At 44.2% G+C, this 16,421-nt stretch carries 12 protein-coding genes, 1 other RNA gene and 1 other annotated feature; of the genes, 1 reads left to right on the forward strand and 12 read right to left on the reverse strand.

Annotated elements, in window-relative coordinates; genetic code table 11:
- Positions 1-35 precede the first annotated feature (35 nt).
- The 10 genes from MWG26_RS13435 to ssrS all read right to left on the reverse strand — a co-directional run bounded on the left by MWG26_RS13435 (position 36) and on the right by ssrS (position 12,853).
- A complete protein-coding gene (locus MWG26_RS13435; protein ID WP_181969572.1) occupies positions 36-1,733 on the reverse strand; it encodes a sensor histidine kinase in 1,698 nt (565 codons plus the stop codon).
- Positions 1,734-1,818: 85 nt separating this feature from the next.
- A complete protein-coding gene (locus MWG26_RS13440; protein WP_025657064.1) occupies positions 1,819-2,649 on the reverse strand; it encodes a carbohydrate ABC transporter permease in 831 nt (276 codons plus the stop codon).
- 1 nt (position 2,650) lies between these two features.
- The gene (locus MWG26_RS13445; protein WP_025657063.1) at positions 2,651-3,508 is read right to left on the reverse strand and encodes a carbohydrate ABC transporter permease; all 858 of its coding nucleotides are present in this window, start codon (positions 3,506-3,508) and stop codon (positions 2,651-2,653) included.
- 38 nt (positions 3,509-3,546) lie between these two features.
- Positions 3,547-4,884, reverse strand: coding sequence for an ABC transporter substrate-binding protein (locus tag MWG26_RS13450; RefSeq protein ID WP_025657062.1), 1,338 nt, complete (start codon positions 4,882-4,884; stop codon positions 3,547-3,549).
- A gap of 509 nt (positions 4,885-5,393) precedes the next feature.
- Complete coding sequence (gene queA / locus MWG26_RS13455) at positions 5,394-6,419, reverse strand: tRNA preQ1(34) S-adenosylmethionine ribosyltransferase-isomerase QueA (protein WP_025657060.1); 1,026 nt, start codon at positions 6,417-6,419, stop codon at positions 5,394-5,396.
- Between the two features lie 19 nt (positions 6,420-6,438).
- Positions 6,439-7,446: a signal peptide peptidase SppA gene (gene sppA / locus MWG26_RS13460; RefSeq protein WP_117440783.1), complete on the reverse strand. Its 1,008-nt coding sequence runs from the start codon at positions 7,444-7,446 to the stop codon at positions 6,439-6,441.
- 122 nt (positions 7,447-7,568) lie between these two features.
- A complete protein-coding gene (gene pheT, locus MWG26_RS13465) occupies positions 7,569-9,986 on the reverse strand; it encodes a phenylalanine--tRNA ligase subunit beta (protein WP_025657059.1) in 2,418 nt (805 codons plus the stop codon).
- 64 nt (positions 9,987-10,050) lie between these two features.
- A complete protein-coding gene (pheS, locus tag MWG26_RS13470) occupies positions 10,051-11,070 on the reverse strand; it encodes a phenylalanine--tRNA ligase subunit alpha (RefSeq protein WP_025657058.1) in 1,020 nt (339 codons plus the stop codon).
- 234 nt (positions 11,071-11,304) lie between these two features.
- Positions 11,305-11,531 (reverse strand) — a binding site (T-box leader).
- Positions 11,532-11,608: 77 nt separating this feature from the next.
- On the reverse strand, positions 11,609-12,469 hold the full coding sequence (locus MWG26_RS13475) for a YihY/virulence factor BrkB family protein (RefSeq protein ID WP_025657057.1): 861 nt from the start codon (positions 12,467-12,469) through the stop codon (positions 11,609-11,611).
- Positions 12,470-12,674: 205 nt separating this feature from the next.
- A non-coding RNA gene (ssrS, locus tag MWG26_RS13480) (6S RNA) lies at positions 12,675-12,853 on the reverse strand.
- Between the two features lie 162 nt (positions 12,854-13,015).
- On the opposite strand from ssrS, the gene MWG26_RS13485 reads away from it, so the two are divergent.
- Complete coding sequence (locus tag MWG26_RS13485; protein ID WP_025657056.1) at positions 13,016-13,798, forward strand: EFR1 family ferrodoxin; 783 nt, start codon at positions 13,016-13,018, stop codon at positions 13,796-13,798.
- A gap of 322 nt (positions 13,799-14,120) precedes the next feature.
- Here the strand turns inward: MWG26_RS13485 and MWG26_RS13490 are convergent, their stop codons facing one another.
- On the reverse strand, positions 14,121-15,812 hold the full coding sequence (locus MWG26_RS13490) for a phosphoenolpyruvate carboxykinase (ATP) (protein ID WP_025657055.1): 1,692 nt from the start codon (positions 15,810-15,812) through the stop codon (positions 14,121-14,123).
- A 258-nt stretch (positions 15,813-16,070) separates the two neighbouring features.
- Positions 16,071-16,418 carry a hypothetical protein gene (locus MWG26_RS13495; protein ID WP_025657054.1) on the reverse strand — a complete coding sequence of 116 codons (348 nt, stop codon included), beginning with the start codon at positions 16,416-16,418 and terminating at the stop codon, positions 16,071-16,073.
- Between the last annotated feature and the right edge of the window lie 3 nt (positions 16,419-16,421).

Here is a 16,421-nt window from a genome sequence, read left to right on the forward strand (position 1 = left end):
TTAAAACTTCTGCCCCCTTTTTCCAATTTCCCAGCTTAAAAACGGTTTTTTCTGCATATAACAGATATAGTCTCGCATAAGTATTGACAAGACCCATTCCGCCTATTTTTAATTCGATATACTGTCTGTTGACGCTTAATGCCTTGCACATTCTCCATCTTTTCTTTCAATGCGCTCAAAACATCCTGATGAAAGCCGTCTCCATTATCTCTGATCCTTACATACCAGAAATCATTTTCTTCCCAGCCCTCAACGCAGATGCGCATCACTTCAGTGCTGTTTTCAAACCCATGGGAAACGCTGTTTTCCACAAACTGCTGCAGAATCATCTTAGGAAGCATCTGCTGTGATATCCTGTCATCAATCTCGATCTGATAGGAGAGCTTATGCTCATATCGATACTTTAATAATGAAAAGTATTTTTGAAGATAATTTTTTTCGCTGATGATATCCGCATATCTTTCATTTGTATTCGTGGTATACCGGAGCATTCCGGCTAAATCATCGCAAATATCACAAATGACCTCGTCATCGTCCTGAATCCCGCGGTTTGAAATTATATTCAAAACGTTATATAAAAAGTGCGGATTTACCTGTGCCTGTAAAACATCCAGCTGCGCCTGCAGCTGCAGCGTTGATAACCGTGCCTCGCGGATTATGGATTGATTTAATTGTTCTTTCATTTCTTTATATATCTGGCTCAGTTCCTTGAATTCGTTCTCTGCTGCCGGAATATTCTCTGCTTTTTCCAGATGTGCATTTCTTACAAATATACGGAGCTGCTCTATTGGCTTTGTAAGCTTTTTGGACGTAAAAATAATATAAAAGAACGAAAAGCACAAAATAATAGCTATCATAAGTGCAGTAATAATATAGATACCTTCCATTTTTTCGGCCAGAATTTTAACATCTTCTGTTACAATTATTCTTGCACCCAATTCTTTATTATATATTCCTGCCGCAAGTATCTTCGTACCATTCACCGACTCGTAGCTGCCGGGAGTGATCTGTTTCTCCTTTGTAAACTGCTTATAAAATGCTTTGTCTTCATTTCCTGATTGAAATAAAATATTACCGTTTTCCTGCAGCAGGCAGATATTTACCGTTTTGTCTGAAACCTGGAATATCTGTTCCAGATCTGCCTCTGTTTTCTGCACTTCAATAAACCCTATGTCCTGTCCCTGGATTTTTACAATCCCTGAAAACACCTGCACTTGTTTTGCTTTTCCCCAGGGATCCTCGTGAAGCCCCTGTATATATAATTCACCCCGGTTTTCACCCATATTCTTGTATGCGTCAAGCTGGCTGATATCCAGACCGGGCTTAATTTCCCGGCTTCCCCAATTATTACTGGCTATTACGTCGCCATGTTTATTATAGTAAATGACTCTGTAAAATTTTTGATTCAGATAGTCCGTACTCATCATTGTCTGGATCTTCTTTTTACCTTCTTGTATGTAATTACTGTTTTGAGGCGTTTTTTCCAGATGCGCCAGCATCAGTATCGCTGATAGGGTATCACTGTCACTTAAAAGATAATGGCTAACGTCTTCCATCGACCGCAGCAATTCTACATACTGCTGATTTAATTGTTTAGCCGTGCTGCTGAGGCTCATGCATTCCTGCTGTATAAAATGGGACTTACTCATGGAATAATAAATGCTGCCTGTTGCAACTGCGGATACAATTCCAAAAAGCGCATAGACTAAAAATATTTTTTTCTGAAATTTCATCCGTCTCTCCTTTATTCTACTGCCCATTATAACATATTCTTTTCCGGTTATACTACACGATGTTCAGCCTTATTCCGCAGCCCGTTTAACCTTTCACTGATCCGGCTACCATGCCGTCCACAATCCGCTTATTAAAGATTAAAAACAAGATTAGCATTGGAATGGTAATCAATATAACATCTGCAAATAACAGATTATAGGAACTGGCATACTGACCCTTAAAATTGTACAGTGTCAGCTGAATTGTAGTATTCTCATTCCCTGGCAGAAAATAGAGTGGATTTGTAAAGTCATTAAATATGGTAACCGCATTCAGAATAATGATCGTAGCCGTTGCCGGTTTTAACAGCGGAAAAATGATGGAACTGAATAATCTGATTTTACTGCACCCATCTATGTAGCCCGCCTCCTCCAATTCGACCGGAATGGAACTCATAAAGCCACGGTAAATCATAATATCAAATGGAATCTGCAGGGCAATCTCAATCAAAATCATTCCAAATAAGGTTTTATATATATGCAGTCCCTGCATGATCCAGATCGTTGGCAGAATTGCCGGTGGAATCATTAGTCCCGTCATGATAATAAAGTTTACAAAAGACATGGTGCGTCCCCGCCTTCTCTGAAGAACATATCCGGCCATGGAACATACGAAAACAAGTCCGCATAAGGAAAATACCGTCAGTAATAAACTGTTTTTAAATGCTGTCAGAATGATGTAATTATTTGACTCGAAAACTTCCTTATAATTGCTCCATAAAGGTTTCACAGGAAGTGCCATACTAAGTAAATTTGCCTCTCTCCTGTCTTTCAGAGAATTAACTAACATAAATAAAAATGGAAATACAAATACAATAACAGCCGCCGCCATTCCCACAATGTCACCAAAAAGCAGGATCCTTTTTTTACGCTTCACACTATTCCACCTCCCTTCTCTGCAAAAATCTTTGCAATGGGAATGCCAAAATAGCAATTAAAATGAACATGATCACGTTCCCGGCCGTAGACAGGCCATAAAAACCGGAAGCATACTGTTTATACACAATAGAAGCCATTACATCTGTTGAAAATCCCGGTCCCCCGCCTGTCATTGTCCAGATTAAGTCAAAACATCTCAGTCCTCCAATGAAAGATAATATAATAACAGAATTCATAGCAGGCCTGCAAAGCGGCAGTGTAATGAGTCTGATTTTCTGCCATCCATTTGCCCCGTCTATAGCTGCCGCTTCATAATATGTTTTATCAATTGAAGAAATCCCTGCTATATATATCATAGTGGCAATCGACAGTCCCTTCCATACATCTGTCCCAATCACCGAGTATAACGCCAGATCCGCATTTCCCAGCCAGTCAATTCCGGTGCCTCCAAGAAATTCAATAAATTTATTGAAAACCCCCTTCGTAGGATGCATAAATGCTGTAAATGTTATCCCTACAGCAATAGTACTTACCAGATTTGGGAAGAAAACCATTAACCGGATTATATTTTTTGTCCGAATTGCACTTGTCAGAAAAACTGCTATTAAAAAAGCCAGCACAACCTTTAAGCCTGATGTCAAAACCGCGTAGATCAATGTGTTTATAATACCAATATTCAATGTCCGCTCTGAAAAGAACATCTTAAAATTATCCAGCCCTACGAAGGTGAATTTCTCAAAATCCCACACCGTCAAACTAAAAAAAAGAGAGATTACCATGGGAATAATGAAAAAAACCAGAAAGATTGTCAATGCAGGTACCAAAAACCAAAGTGAATATATTTTTTTCTTGTTCATATTCCCGCCCTATTTTGTCTGTTTTTCTATTCTTCTGTTTATTTCCAGTCTAATCCAAGCTGCACTGCCTGCTTCTTACAATCTTCATCATATGCTTTTGCGGTCTCTTCCGGTGTTGATTGTCCTGATCCGAGCTCCTGGCAGAGTGCAGGACAGTTTGCTCCCTTCACAGGCGATAATGCTTCCATAGCCAACACTGCCCGTCCTTCTTCTACATATTTTTGGGAATCTTTAACCGCATCAAACGCATCTTCCGGCAGTTGATAACCATTATGGAATGGGCCGTCAGGAAGAACTTTTGAAACATAGGCATCGATTGCTTCGTCTGATAACCACCACTCCATAAATGCTTTTACTGCATCGACGTTTTCACTATCCTTATTTCCATAGAGAGCCGCTGCTGTAAATATAGTCACACCTGTTTTATCTTCCTCATCACCTGGATAAGCAAAAAAGCCAATATCATTTACCTGATCTCCATACAAAGTATAGATATTGCGAAGCGCCGCACTTGTCATGATGTAATGTGCTCCCTCTCCATTTACCAGCATATCGCAGGCATCGTTATAATTTGTTGCCAGATAGTCCTCGTTATAATAAGGGGTCAATTCGGAAAGCTTTTCCCAGCTTCTAACTCCGGCCTTTGAATCTGCATATTTAACTGTTCCCTGTGTGAATTTTTCCGGGAAATCAGGTTCTTCCTGAAGAAGTTCATAATTATCTACCAGAAACGGAACCTGTGATGTCCAGTTTTCTCCGAAAGAGCCTATAAGCGCTGTATCTCCTGCTTCTTTTATCGTATCACAATTTTCCATGAACTCATCCCAGGTCACGGGGATTTGAAGGTCATATTTCTCATAGATGCCTTTGTTATACATGACTCCTCCAAAAGAGCTGCTTGACAATGGAACGCCATAAAGCACGTCATCCACACTGGCCGCCTGAATGAAGTTATCATCTAATGTCGAAGCAGCCTCAGAATCCGTCATATCAATAAAGTATTCTGCCGGATTTAATGCTGCCAGCATCGCGCCTGAAGAGTATACACAAATATCTGCCATATCTCCCGATGCCAGCCGTGTTTTAACAATGTTGTTCCCTTCATCTCCGCTGGAACGTGTTTCCACCACTACTTCTATCCCCAGTTTTTCCTTTGCGAGCTCTATCACCGCCTCATATCCTGCGGGTTCCAGACCATTCTCCACCTGCATCGTTAGTTTCACGCCATCATATGGCTTGTCCCCTGTTTTAGTATCAGTTTCCACTTTAGATTCTTGTTTGTTTTGGTCGGGTTTCTCCTGGCCGTTACATCCGCCGAGAGCTCCTATTGCCATTATTAAAACAGCGAATAGAGCAATGACTTTTTTCCTTTTCATTTCTGTATCCTCCTTTTTTTGATATACACATCTTAACACTTCACCAGCGATTATTTACATGGATAAATCCGCAATTAAAAATGTACATATTCTGTCTCAAATAAGATTTCTCTTTCATGTGTCAATTTTTCCATTTTTAATACTAATATTTCCATTGCCCATAAAACAATAAAAACAATTTATAAGATGTGTGACTTTATTTGTAAGTAGGTCAATAACCCATATCTTAACAAAATGAAAAATCCCCCAGTATTGATCTTACGGGGGGAAATTCAGCTTTTGCCATTTCTGATTACTGCGTTAATTATCCGGGAGACTTGACGACCACGGAAGTAGCTCCAACAATTCTTCTTTTTTCGGAAATGAACTAAAATCTTTCATTTTTTCCATCACATAGGTTAAATAATAGTCAGCATCCACCTCAATCCGAACATTTTCTGGAAGACAGACTGTCACAGAAGGATATGAAAATTTATTGTAGATTCGGATTATTACCTGCTTATTTTTTCTCACATCACGTACATTGCATCGCCAAAACTAAAAAATCTGTACCCTTCCCTGACCGCCTCCTCATAAGCCGCCAGCACATGCTCCCTGCCCGCCAGTGCAGACACCAGCATAATCAAAGTAGATTCCGGCAGGTGAAAATTCGTGATCAGTCCATCCAGCACCTTAAACTGATACCCCGGATAAATAAAGATTTCCGTCCAGCCGCTGCACGCCTTCAGCCTTCCATCCTCCCCTGCCGCAGACTCTATGGTTCTGCAGCTGGTCGTCCCAACGCAGATCACGCGTTTTTTCTGTTCCTTTGCACGGTTGATCTTATCCGCAGCATCTTCATCGATGAGATAGAACTCCGAATGCATATGATGATCTGTAACTTCCTCCACCTTTACAGGCCGGAAAGTCCCCAGCCCCACATGGAGTGTTACTCTGGCAATATCCACGCCCTTTTTTCCGATATCCTCCAGAAGCTGCGGGGTAAAATGCAGCCCGGCCGTAGGCGCAGCAGCAGAGCCTTCATGCACGGCATATACCGTATTATACCGCTCCTTATCCTGCAGCTGATGTGTAATATAAGGCGGAAGCGGCATCTGTCCCAGCCGGTCCAGTATTTCCTCAAAGATACCTTTATACTCAAAATGTATCAGCCGGTTTCCCTCGTCCACTACATCCACCACTTCACCCACCAGGATACCATCCCCGAAACTGATTTTCGTTCCCGGTTTTGCCTTTCTGCCCGGTTTCACCAGGGTCTCCCACACATCATTTTCTTTCCGTTTCAGCAGCAGTACCTCTATCTTTGCATCCGTGCCTACTTTGGAGCCGATCAGTCTGGCTGGTATCACTTTGGTGTCATTGATCACCAGACAGTCCCCTGGGTTCAGGTATTCGATTATGTCTTTGAAATGCCGGTGTTTCGTCTCTCCGGTCTCTTTATCCAAAACCAGAAGTCTGGAACCGGATCTGTCCTCCAGCGGGTCCTGTGCGATCAGCTCCTGCGGCAGTTCATAATAAAAATCACTTGTTTTCAACTTTAAATCCTTCTTTCTGCTATTCGGGAACCGTCTGCCCTGCATAGGACATCAAGACGCCGCTCCCGTATTTTTCTGTCAGACTGCTCAACACCTGCATATCCGATTTTGGCAGGATCTCTTCCGCCCTGCCAAAAAAAGAGGCCAGCGCCGGCTCTTTCATATCCGGCTGGTAAAATGTAGTGTTTCCAACCTCATACTGCATTTCCACAGCCAGATCCTCAAATGTGGTGATCTCATCGATCAGGCCGTTATCCAGGGCCTGCTGTGCGGAATAGGGGCGTCCGTCAGCCAGTTCTCTGACCGCTTTTTCGGGCATTCCCCTGCCCTGGGCCACCGCGCCAACAAATCGGTCATATTCTTCCTCAATAATATCCCGGTAAATTTTCAGCTGTTCCTCGTCGGGACTGCTCATGTCTTTGTTGTCCCCGGTTGTCACACTGTAATACTTGATCCCTAGCTTCTCATACAAACCGGACAGATCGTAGCCGGACATAATCACCCCGATGGAACCCGTCAGGGTTCCTTTATTCGCACCAATCCAGTCCGAGGGCGCGGCAATATAATAAGCGGCGGAGGCGCCGTAATGGTTCATGTATGTCCATACCGGCCGTCCCGTTGTGTCTTTATATTCTGCAATCTTGTCATAGAGTTCCACACCTTCGTAGGTGGTTCCCCCCGGTGAATCCACATCCAGCAGAATTCCGCTGTTATTAGGGTCATACATCATGGCGTCGATATAGTCCATCAATGCCTGATGCTGGTAGCTCTGCGGCTGGTCGAACATACCGGTCCTGGCCTGCGGTTCGATTGTGCCGTAGACACTGACAATCCCCACATACGGCTCTGTTGGGAGCGTGATTGACATATTCCCTCCTGTCAATACCCACTCCGAGGATTCCTGCGCAGAAGGACCCGCCGTATGAAATAAAGTTCTCACCACAAGCCTGGCAAAGACTGCCACAATCAGGATTGCAGCCACAACAACTGCAACAATAATCTCCGCAGTATGATTTTTCTTTTTCATATGATCTGCCTTTCTTCTATAAATATATAGAAAGTACAAAATGTGTTTTAAATTCACTGCGCCCGTCTGAAAGCCCCGTCAGGCGGGACACTCAGCCGGGCACATGGATGATTTAACACACCTTACTGTCTCAGTTCGATTCCCATCTCCTCCAGCGCGCTCAGAATCTTCTTCATGGCTGCTGCCACATCAGATTCTTCCAGGGTCTTATCCTTTGCACGGAACACGATAGAATATGCAATTGATTTGAAACCAGGTTTAATCTGGGCTCCCTCATATAAGTCAAACAGCGCGTAACGCTCCAGATAGGAACCGCCCTTCTTCTCGATGACTTCTTCGATCTGTCCTGCCAGGATATTCTTCGGAACCACCATACTAATATCCCGGGTAACCGCAGGATACTTTGCAATTCCGTTATATTTTCTGTCAAACGTAGCATACTCCAGTATCTCCGGCATATCAATCACTGCCACATATGCACGCTCTCCGATCCCGTAATGATCGGCCACATCCGGATGTACCTCACCGAGATAGCCGACGACTCTTCCCTCGTAAATAATGTTTGCCTGACGGCCGGGATGAAGATATGGCTTCCCAGCATTCGGATCGTAAGTTTCTTTCTGTTTCATGCCGATTTTCTCAAAAAATTCTTCCACTACGCCCTTCATACTGAAAAAGTCACCGTTCCCGTACATTCCCAGTGTAAACTGCATGCGTTCCTCGGGCAGTTCTGTCAGGGGAAGCTGTTTCGGAAGATAAATATTACCCAATTCATACAGACGTACGTCTTTGTTTCTGCGGTTGTAGTTTGTTGCCAGCGAGGTCAGCATTCCGTTTAGGGATGTTGTGCGCATGACACTGTAGTCCTCCCCGAGTGGGTTCATGATCTCTACTGTATTTCTGAGTACAGAATCTGCCGGCAGCAATAATTTATCAAATACTTTCGGGCTTTCAAAGGAATAACTCATGCCCTGGCTGAAACCACAGAACTCTGCAATATCTCTTGCCACTTCTTCCACCTTAAGCTTAAAGGAGAGCTTTCCTGCCGTTGCTTCCCCGCTGGGCAAAGTCGTCGGGATATTGTCATATCCGTAGAACCTGGCAACTTCCTCTGCCAGATCTGCCAGGCAGAACAAATCATGGCGGAAGGTCGGCGCAATCACTTCTTTTGCTGCGGCATCATATTCCAAGCCGATTTTCTCAAAATAACCGAGCATTTCCGCTTCAGTTATCTCTGTTCCCAGCAGTGCATTGATCTTCGCAGCGTCAAAAGGCACTCTGACCGGTTCTTTTACTTTCCCGTATACGTCTACGGTTCCGCCCACTACTTCTCCTGCGCCCATCTCTTCTACCAGCTGGCAGGCACGGTCAATTGCAGCTTTTGCATTGTTCGGGTCCAGGCCCTTTTCAAACTTGCCGGATGCATCCGTACGCAGTCCTACTCTCTTGCTGGACTTCCGGATATTTACCCCGTCAAAGCAGGCAGCCTCAAACAGCATCGTCTGTACATCGTCTGTAATCATAGAGTTTTCTCCGCCCATGATTCCCGCGATGCCGATCTCTTTCTCGCCGTCGCAGATCATCAGCACTTCTTTGTCCAGCTTTCTTTCCTGCCCGTCAAGGGTGGTAAACTTATCCCCATCCTGTGCGGTCTTAACGACAATCTGTCGTCCCGAAATGGTGTCCAGGTCATAGGCATGCATCGGCTGGCCGTACTCTTCCATTACATAGTTCGTAATATCGACCAGATTATTGATCGGACGGATTCCCACAGATGCCAGCCTTCTCTGCATCCATTCCGGTGATGGGCCGATTTTAATATTCTTCACAACCCTAGCACAGTAACGCGGACAAAGGTCTGTATTTTCCACGCTTACCTTAATATAATCGTTGACATCCTCTTCGTTTCCTGTCTCTTTTACAACAGGAGGATGGAATTCCCTGCGAAATGTAGCCGCAGCTTCTCTTGCAATGCCAATAACGCTGTAGCAGTCCACTCTGTTTGATGTCACCTCATACTCGAAAACCACATCATTGAGGCCCAATGCCTCCACCGCACTGGCTCCAATCTCCGCATCCTCCGGCAGAATATAGATACCGCTTTCAGGAGCATCGGGATACATTTCCTTCGTGGAACCCAGCTCCTCAATGGAGCACATCATCCCGCAGCTCTCCACACCGCGGAGTTTGCCCTTTTTAATCTTGATTCCTCCTGGAGTCTTTGAACCGTCATGTCCTCCGGCAACACGCCCGCCGTCCAGCACAATCGGAACCTTATCCCCCTCGCGGACATTGTCCGCACCGGTAACAATCTGTAACATTTGGTTTCCTACATTCACCTGGCAGACGATTAATTTATCTGCGTCCGGATGTCTTTCAATTTTATCGATCTGTCCGATCACAATCTTGTCCAGATCCGCATCCAGCACTTCATAGCCTTCTACCTTTGTTCCGGACAATGTCATTGCATCTGTATACTCCTGCGCAGTTACATCCAGATCAGGAACATACGCTTTAATCCATGATAATGAAGTATTCAATCTTATTTCCTCTCTTTCTGCTTATTCATATTATCCAATATACTTTCCATACCCGCCGGCTGTTCTAGAACTGTTTCAGGAAACGGATGTCATTCTCGTACAGCAGCCTCATATCGTCGATTTCATATTTTAACAGGGCAATACGCTCCAGTCCCATGCCAAATGCAAAGCCGGAATATTCTTCCGGGTCAATGCCGCACATTTCCAGAACATGCGGATGTACCGCCCCACAGCCGAGAATCTCAATCCACCCGCTGCCTTTGCAGAATCTGCATCCCTTGCCGCCGCATTTGAAGCAGCTCACATCCACTTCGGCGCTCGGCTCTGTGAATGGGAAATGGTGCGGACGGAATTTGGTCTTTGTTTCCGGTCCGAATAATTCTTTTGCAAATACCTCCAGCGTGCCCTTTAAATCGGCGAAGGAAATGTTTTTATCAATGACAAGCCCCTCAACCTGGTGGAAGGACGGAGAATGTGTCGCATCCACTTCATCAGACCGGAATACCCTGCCCGGTGCAATCATGCGGATCGGCAGTTTCCCCTGTTCCATCACACGCGCCTGTACTGGAGAAGTCTGGGTACGCAGCACAATATCTTTATTGATATAGAAGGTATCCTGCTCGTCCTTTGCCGGATGGTCAGCCGGAATATTCAGCTTCTCGAAATTGTAAAGATCATATTCCACTTCCGGGCCTTCCACAACCTCATAGCCCATACCCACGAAAATGTTTTCCACTTCTTCCAGGGCTATTGTGTTCGGATGTCTATGGCCAACCATATTTTTCTTAGAGGGCAGTGTCACATCAATGACTTCCGCTTTCAGCTTCTCTTCTCTCAGAATACGTTCCATCTTTGTTTTGGACTCTTCCAGCACGGCCTCAATCGCCGCTCTCGTCTCATTCACAAGCTGCCCTACCTTCGGCCTGTCCTCTGGCGCTACATCTTTCATTCCCTTCAGGACAGCGGTCAGCTCCCCCTTCTTTCCAAGGAATTTAACCCGCACATCATTCAATTTCTCTGGAACATCCGATGCCTGAATCTGTGCAATCGCTTCTTCTTTGATTCGCTCCAATCTCTCTTTCATTTGGCATTCTCCTTTCTTAGCGGACGCAGCAGCCTCTCATAAGCTGCGTCTCAGACAGCGCTTCACCTGTATCTCTTTTTAATAAAACATCCCAAAATCATTAGGGTATCCCGCCCGGAGGGCTTTGGCGCCGCCATGCCTCTTTGCGGCTATATACCATATGGCGGCGTGTGCATCCTCCCGGAGGGTTTTATGATATAGGATTTTCCTATATCATAAAAAAACTCCGTCCCTGAAAGGGACGAAGTTCTACACTCGCGGTACCACCCTAATTCCCGCAGTATTCCTGCAGGCTCTTAGCTTTGTGTAACGTACAACATACGGCATTCTCTACTATTGGTTCAAGAATGCAGCTATCGTGGGAATTTCGATTGCCATCTGAACTAAAGAAAACTTGCAGCCAGTGATTTTCTCTCTCTGATAGAAAATGGTTCTCTACTATACACGGTTATCGCTTTTTTTTATTCTGATATATCTTGTGTTATATCGGATTTACTTTATAATTGTATCACAAGGTTTTTTATTGTCAAGGATTTTCTTATTTTCTCATTCTGTCCCCTTTTCTCTCCTCCAGGCCTTCCAGCAGGGCATTCAGTTCTCCGCCAAGCAGGATGACATACATGCAGACATACAGCCACAGCATGATCAGTATAATTGTTGTAAGGCTGCCGTACATACTGGAAAATCCGGTAAAAATATCCAGATAAACGGAAAATATAAAGGAAATTAACAGCCATCCGCAGGAAGTAAATACCGCACCCGGGAGCTGCTGTTTCATAGTTGTCTTGGACAGATTCGTCCGGTTCGGAAGGTACTTATAGACCATATCCCAGAATAGAGTCAGAACTACCAGAGTCAGCAGGGTTCTGATACGAATCAGAAAATCCATAATCGTCGTCAGTACCGGCATATGCTTATATACAATGATACTAATACTGTTGCCGAACACAGAAAGTGACAGAGACAATACAATAGCCAGTATGAATATAACTGTGTAAAAGGAAGCACGCAGCCTCAGATAAAAATAATTTCTGGTCTCAGTATTTTCATAAATCAGATTCATACCCGATGTCATCGCGAGCACGCCCTTCCCTGCAGACCACAGAGCTACGATTATGGTCACTGGGATGATCGTGCTGGACTGCCGGTACACCTGATCCACGATGGAGGAGATCAGCCCTTCCACAGACGTTGGAAACACCTGAGTTACTGCAGCCATCACATCCTGCCGTGTTACCGGAGTAAACTGTACCATTGTCAGAAGCAGCAGTATAATAGGTATTAAAGACAGCACGAAAAAGTATGCCGCCTGCGCCGCATACGCCCCTGTATGGTGTGAACCCAATATAGAAGCCAGTCTATTAATTTTTCGTGTAATGCTTTTCACTCTTCCCTTCATCCTGTTCTCCTGCCTATCCTATTAATAAACTTTTCAAATCATACCATAAAGGAGGAATTTATTCAAGCTCAAGAGCTCTGAATCCCCTATTTCACGGCATTACCCTCTTTTCTATTAGAATCAGTATAACCGCTTTCATACCCATATATGAAGCTGGACAAAGAAAAAGACAGCTGCACGCTGACAGCTGTCTTTATCTTTAGTAAGTTTCCCCAAAATGCCGGTCCTGTATTTTGACTCCTAGCCGCAGCTAGGTGGGCAACCGCATCTGCTTTTCTGTCTTCCACTGCTAATCGGAGGCTTGACATATTACAGAAATATAAGAATCCCGTTTAAAGTATTGTAGGTTCAAAATAACAGGGTTATCGAACATTCCAGGTTTTCTTTAAAAGTATTATACCCCATTTATCTAAAATTTACAACTGCTATTAATGGCTATTTTTATTTCCTTTTTTTGTGATTATTTCTTATTTCGAAACCGTGCATTTTATGCTGTTATATGATATAGTTAATGGTATACTTATTTCGATAAAGGAGTCTTAATTTATGAAAATGAATGAGTTAAAGCTTGTCTATTTCAGTCCAACAGGCACAACACGAAAGGTCATCATGGAAGTTGCGAGGAATATTGATCTAAAATCCGTCTCCTTTGACCTTACAATCCACAAAGAGAAAAGAGCGCCTCTTCAGTTTAAAAAAGATGATTTTGTTTTATTTGGTATTCCTGTATACAGCGGCCGCGTGCCGAAAACATTCCTGGAATACTTTGACGGCCTGAACGGGGACAGCACTCCTGCCGCACTGGTCGCTACATATGGATGCCGTGAATATGAGGATGCGCTTCTGGAGCTCAAAACAGAAGTAGAAAACCGCGGATTCAAAGTAATTGGCGCCGCCGCATTCCCCACAGAACATTCCATCGTACGCTCCGCCGGTCTCGGCCGTCCGAACAAAGCGGACATGAAAATCATTGCAGACTATGGCATTCAGCTGAACCGCCGCATCAAGAAGGAAGAATCCTTCGATCAATTTAACATCCAGGTTCCCGGTAATACGCCATACAGAAAGTACCGCCGTGCCCCGCTCTATCCAAAAGTAGACGTAAACCGCTGTACCGAATGCGGCGCCTGTGCCAAGTCCTGTCCGGCAGGTGCAATATCAGCCGAGAGCCCCAAAAAGATAAACAAAAAGAAATGCATCACCTGCCATAAGTGCATCCGTATCTGTAAACAAAAGGCGCGTTATCTCGGCAACTTAAAAACAAAAATGGCTTTCAAAAAAATGAACAAAATCTGCCAGAACGATAAGGCGGCTGAGGTATTCTTGTAAGAGCAGGAGGGACGCCTGACGTGGAACGGGACGGGGGGATTGCGGTCTTTCCTGCCGGCTGGATGAGCCAGCCAAGCGGGCTGTAAGGCCCGGGGCTTCCTGCCTGTAAGGTCGGTTTAAAACTTCCGTATAGCGGACGACTAGAAGATCTAACAGAGCCAGAGGCGCCCAGAAGGGATGTTCCCTTCTGGGCGCCTCTGGCTCTATTAGATCTTCTTCGTTAAGCGGTCAGGATTTTAAACTGACCTTACAGGCAGGAAGCCCCGCGCCTTACAGTCCGCTTGGCGTCCTCCCATCCATTCCCAAGCCAAAAGCCCGCGAACTAGTTTAATTCATCTACTACTTTCTGGATTGCTGCGAGTGCATCATCCGGAAGTTTATCATATCCTTCTTTCGCTGTCTCGAAAGCTTTGATCTCGTTGACACGGTCGTTCATACGAGCTTTCAGCTGTCCGACATATTCCGGATCATTCATATCCGGTACAAAGCCTTCCCAGTCAAGAATCTCGATGTCTGAGAACGGTCCCCATTTGTGGAAGTCTGCTTTTTTCTCTACGATTGCTTCCAGAATTCCAAGGGTGTCTTTTGGCTGTACCTTCTTGCCCATGAAATCGCCTGTGTTGATGATGTAGCAGTCTACGTTCTTTTCTTCAACCAATTTTTTGAACTTCTCGTAGTCGTTAGCCAGCGGATAGGTTCTGAATGGGTTTGCATATGGCACTACTACCAGTTTGTTCGGGTCTACGCCAGGAGCAAGTCTCTCTGCTGTAGATCTCTTTGTTGCAAGTGTAGCTCCCATTACGGATGCAAGGGAAGCTCCTTTTAATTTAACTACCGGCGGAATGGTAGGATCTTTCATGATCCAGAAGATTGCGTTAACAGGCGCCTCGATCTTATCCACACGGTTTGGTGACCATAATTTGGATTTGATAGCACGTCCGTTACCATTTCTTACGTCTTCTGTTACTAACTGTACTTTTCCGTCTTCGTCAAGTGTAGCGGAACAGTTCTGCGCTGTCAGCAGATACTTGTTGTCTTCGCATCCTGTCGGATAATCCTGTGTCTTGTCAAAGTAGGTCGGCTCGATGGCAATAGATGCGCATGTATCTGTGTTGATGATAAAAGCGTCATCGTGAAGAACTTTGATATCGTACTTTCCGTCATGTTTTGCATGTGTGATTGTAGATTTACCGGATCCGGACAGACCGTATACGGATGCAACGTACTTGCTTCCGTCAGCCAATGTGTATTCTTTTTGTCCGCCATGGCAGGAAGCATATCCGTTGCGGTTTGCAATCGCCCATACCATCGTAAGTGTTCCTTTTTTGTGCTCTCCGAAGTATCTCATACCAAGGATGCATGCACAGTTTGTATCTGTGTTGAAATAGCACAGTGTCTGAGGATCGCTCAGGCAGCTGTAATCAACTCCCGGATGAGCAACCGGTGTCCACTGCGGATCGGAGAAAATATAGATGTCTGGTTCTTTTCCATCGCCAACTGCAACAGATTCTTTATACATCTTTACATAATCATCTGACATATACTGGAAGTTCAGCATCCAGGAATACATGATGTTCTCTTCGCCTTCCGGAATCAGGAGGTGTACCTTAACCATGAATTCCGGGTCAAGCCCTGCATATACAGTCGCATGATACAGCTTTTTGTAACGAGCGCTGTAAATAGCATCCATAGCCACTTTGTCTAATTTGTCGCAGTCTACTCCAGGTTCTCCAGCGATGCGACGTGCTGCGGCATAACGTCCTGTAATTGCGCCGTCGTTGAATAAAAGCACCTTAGCGTCTGCATCCAGACCAAATTCTTCACCTCTATATACGGGCATATCTGTTACGATTGTTCCCGGAGAATTCTTCGCCAGATTATATGCCTCTTTTAATGTGTTAACTGGAACTACATTGTTTCCATAAAATGCTGCTTCAATAATGGATCTTGTTTTTGAAAATCCTGGTTTGCCCTTTCCAATTTCACTAATTGGATAATATGCTTTTGTTGACATAGTGTAATTTCCTCCTTCAAATCGAAATTTGTTCTATTATCTCATGTTCGTTATAAAAAGTCAACAGTTTTATTGAAAGACATATCTGTCTCAGTTTCATTTATCACCGCTTTTTCGGGTAAAAGCATATAAAAAAGCGCGAAAATGCAAGAATCCATATTGCATCCTGCATTTTCGCACTGAATATATATCTTTTTATTGATATTTTATATCTTTTTATCCGTATTTTTGCAACTTCCTCGTTAAATGTTTCACTAACTACTCAAAGTATTTCTTTTTCAGCTTGGTTGTAAATACCATATACCAGATCAGTACAATAAGAAATACAACCATAGCAATCAGATCCAAAACTTTCATAGGGAATATAAAGTAATGGATTGCATCCACCGCTCCATACAGGGTTGTGAAAATGCCAAATACCAGAACAGCGGGGAGCGCTTTTTGAATAAACTCCTCTTTGTTGCTGCACATCTGTTCCGTGATTCCCTTGCCAAGCAGCAGGATTTCATTAATGTGTCCGTCCTTTTTCATTTTCACATAGGCGTACAGCCCATAGATGCCACATCCAAATATCAGGAGGCTGAGCGCCCCAAACATATCTTCCATATA

The organism is Faecalicatena contorta (genome assembly GCF_022835095.1).
Classification (GTDB): Bacteria; Bacillota; Clostridia; order Lachnospirales; family Lachnospiraceae; genus Faecalicatena; species Faecalicatena contorta.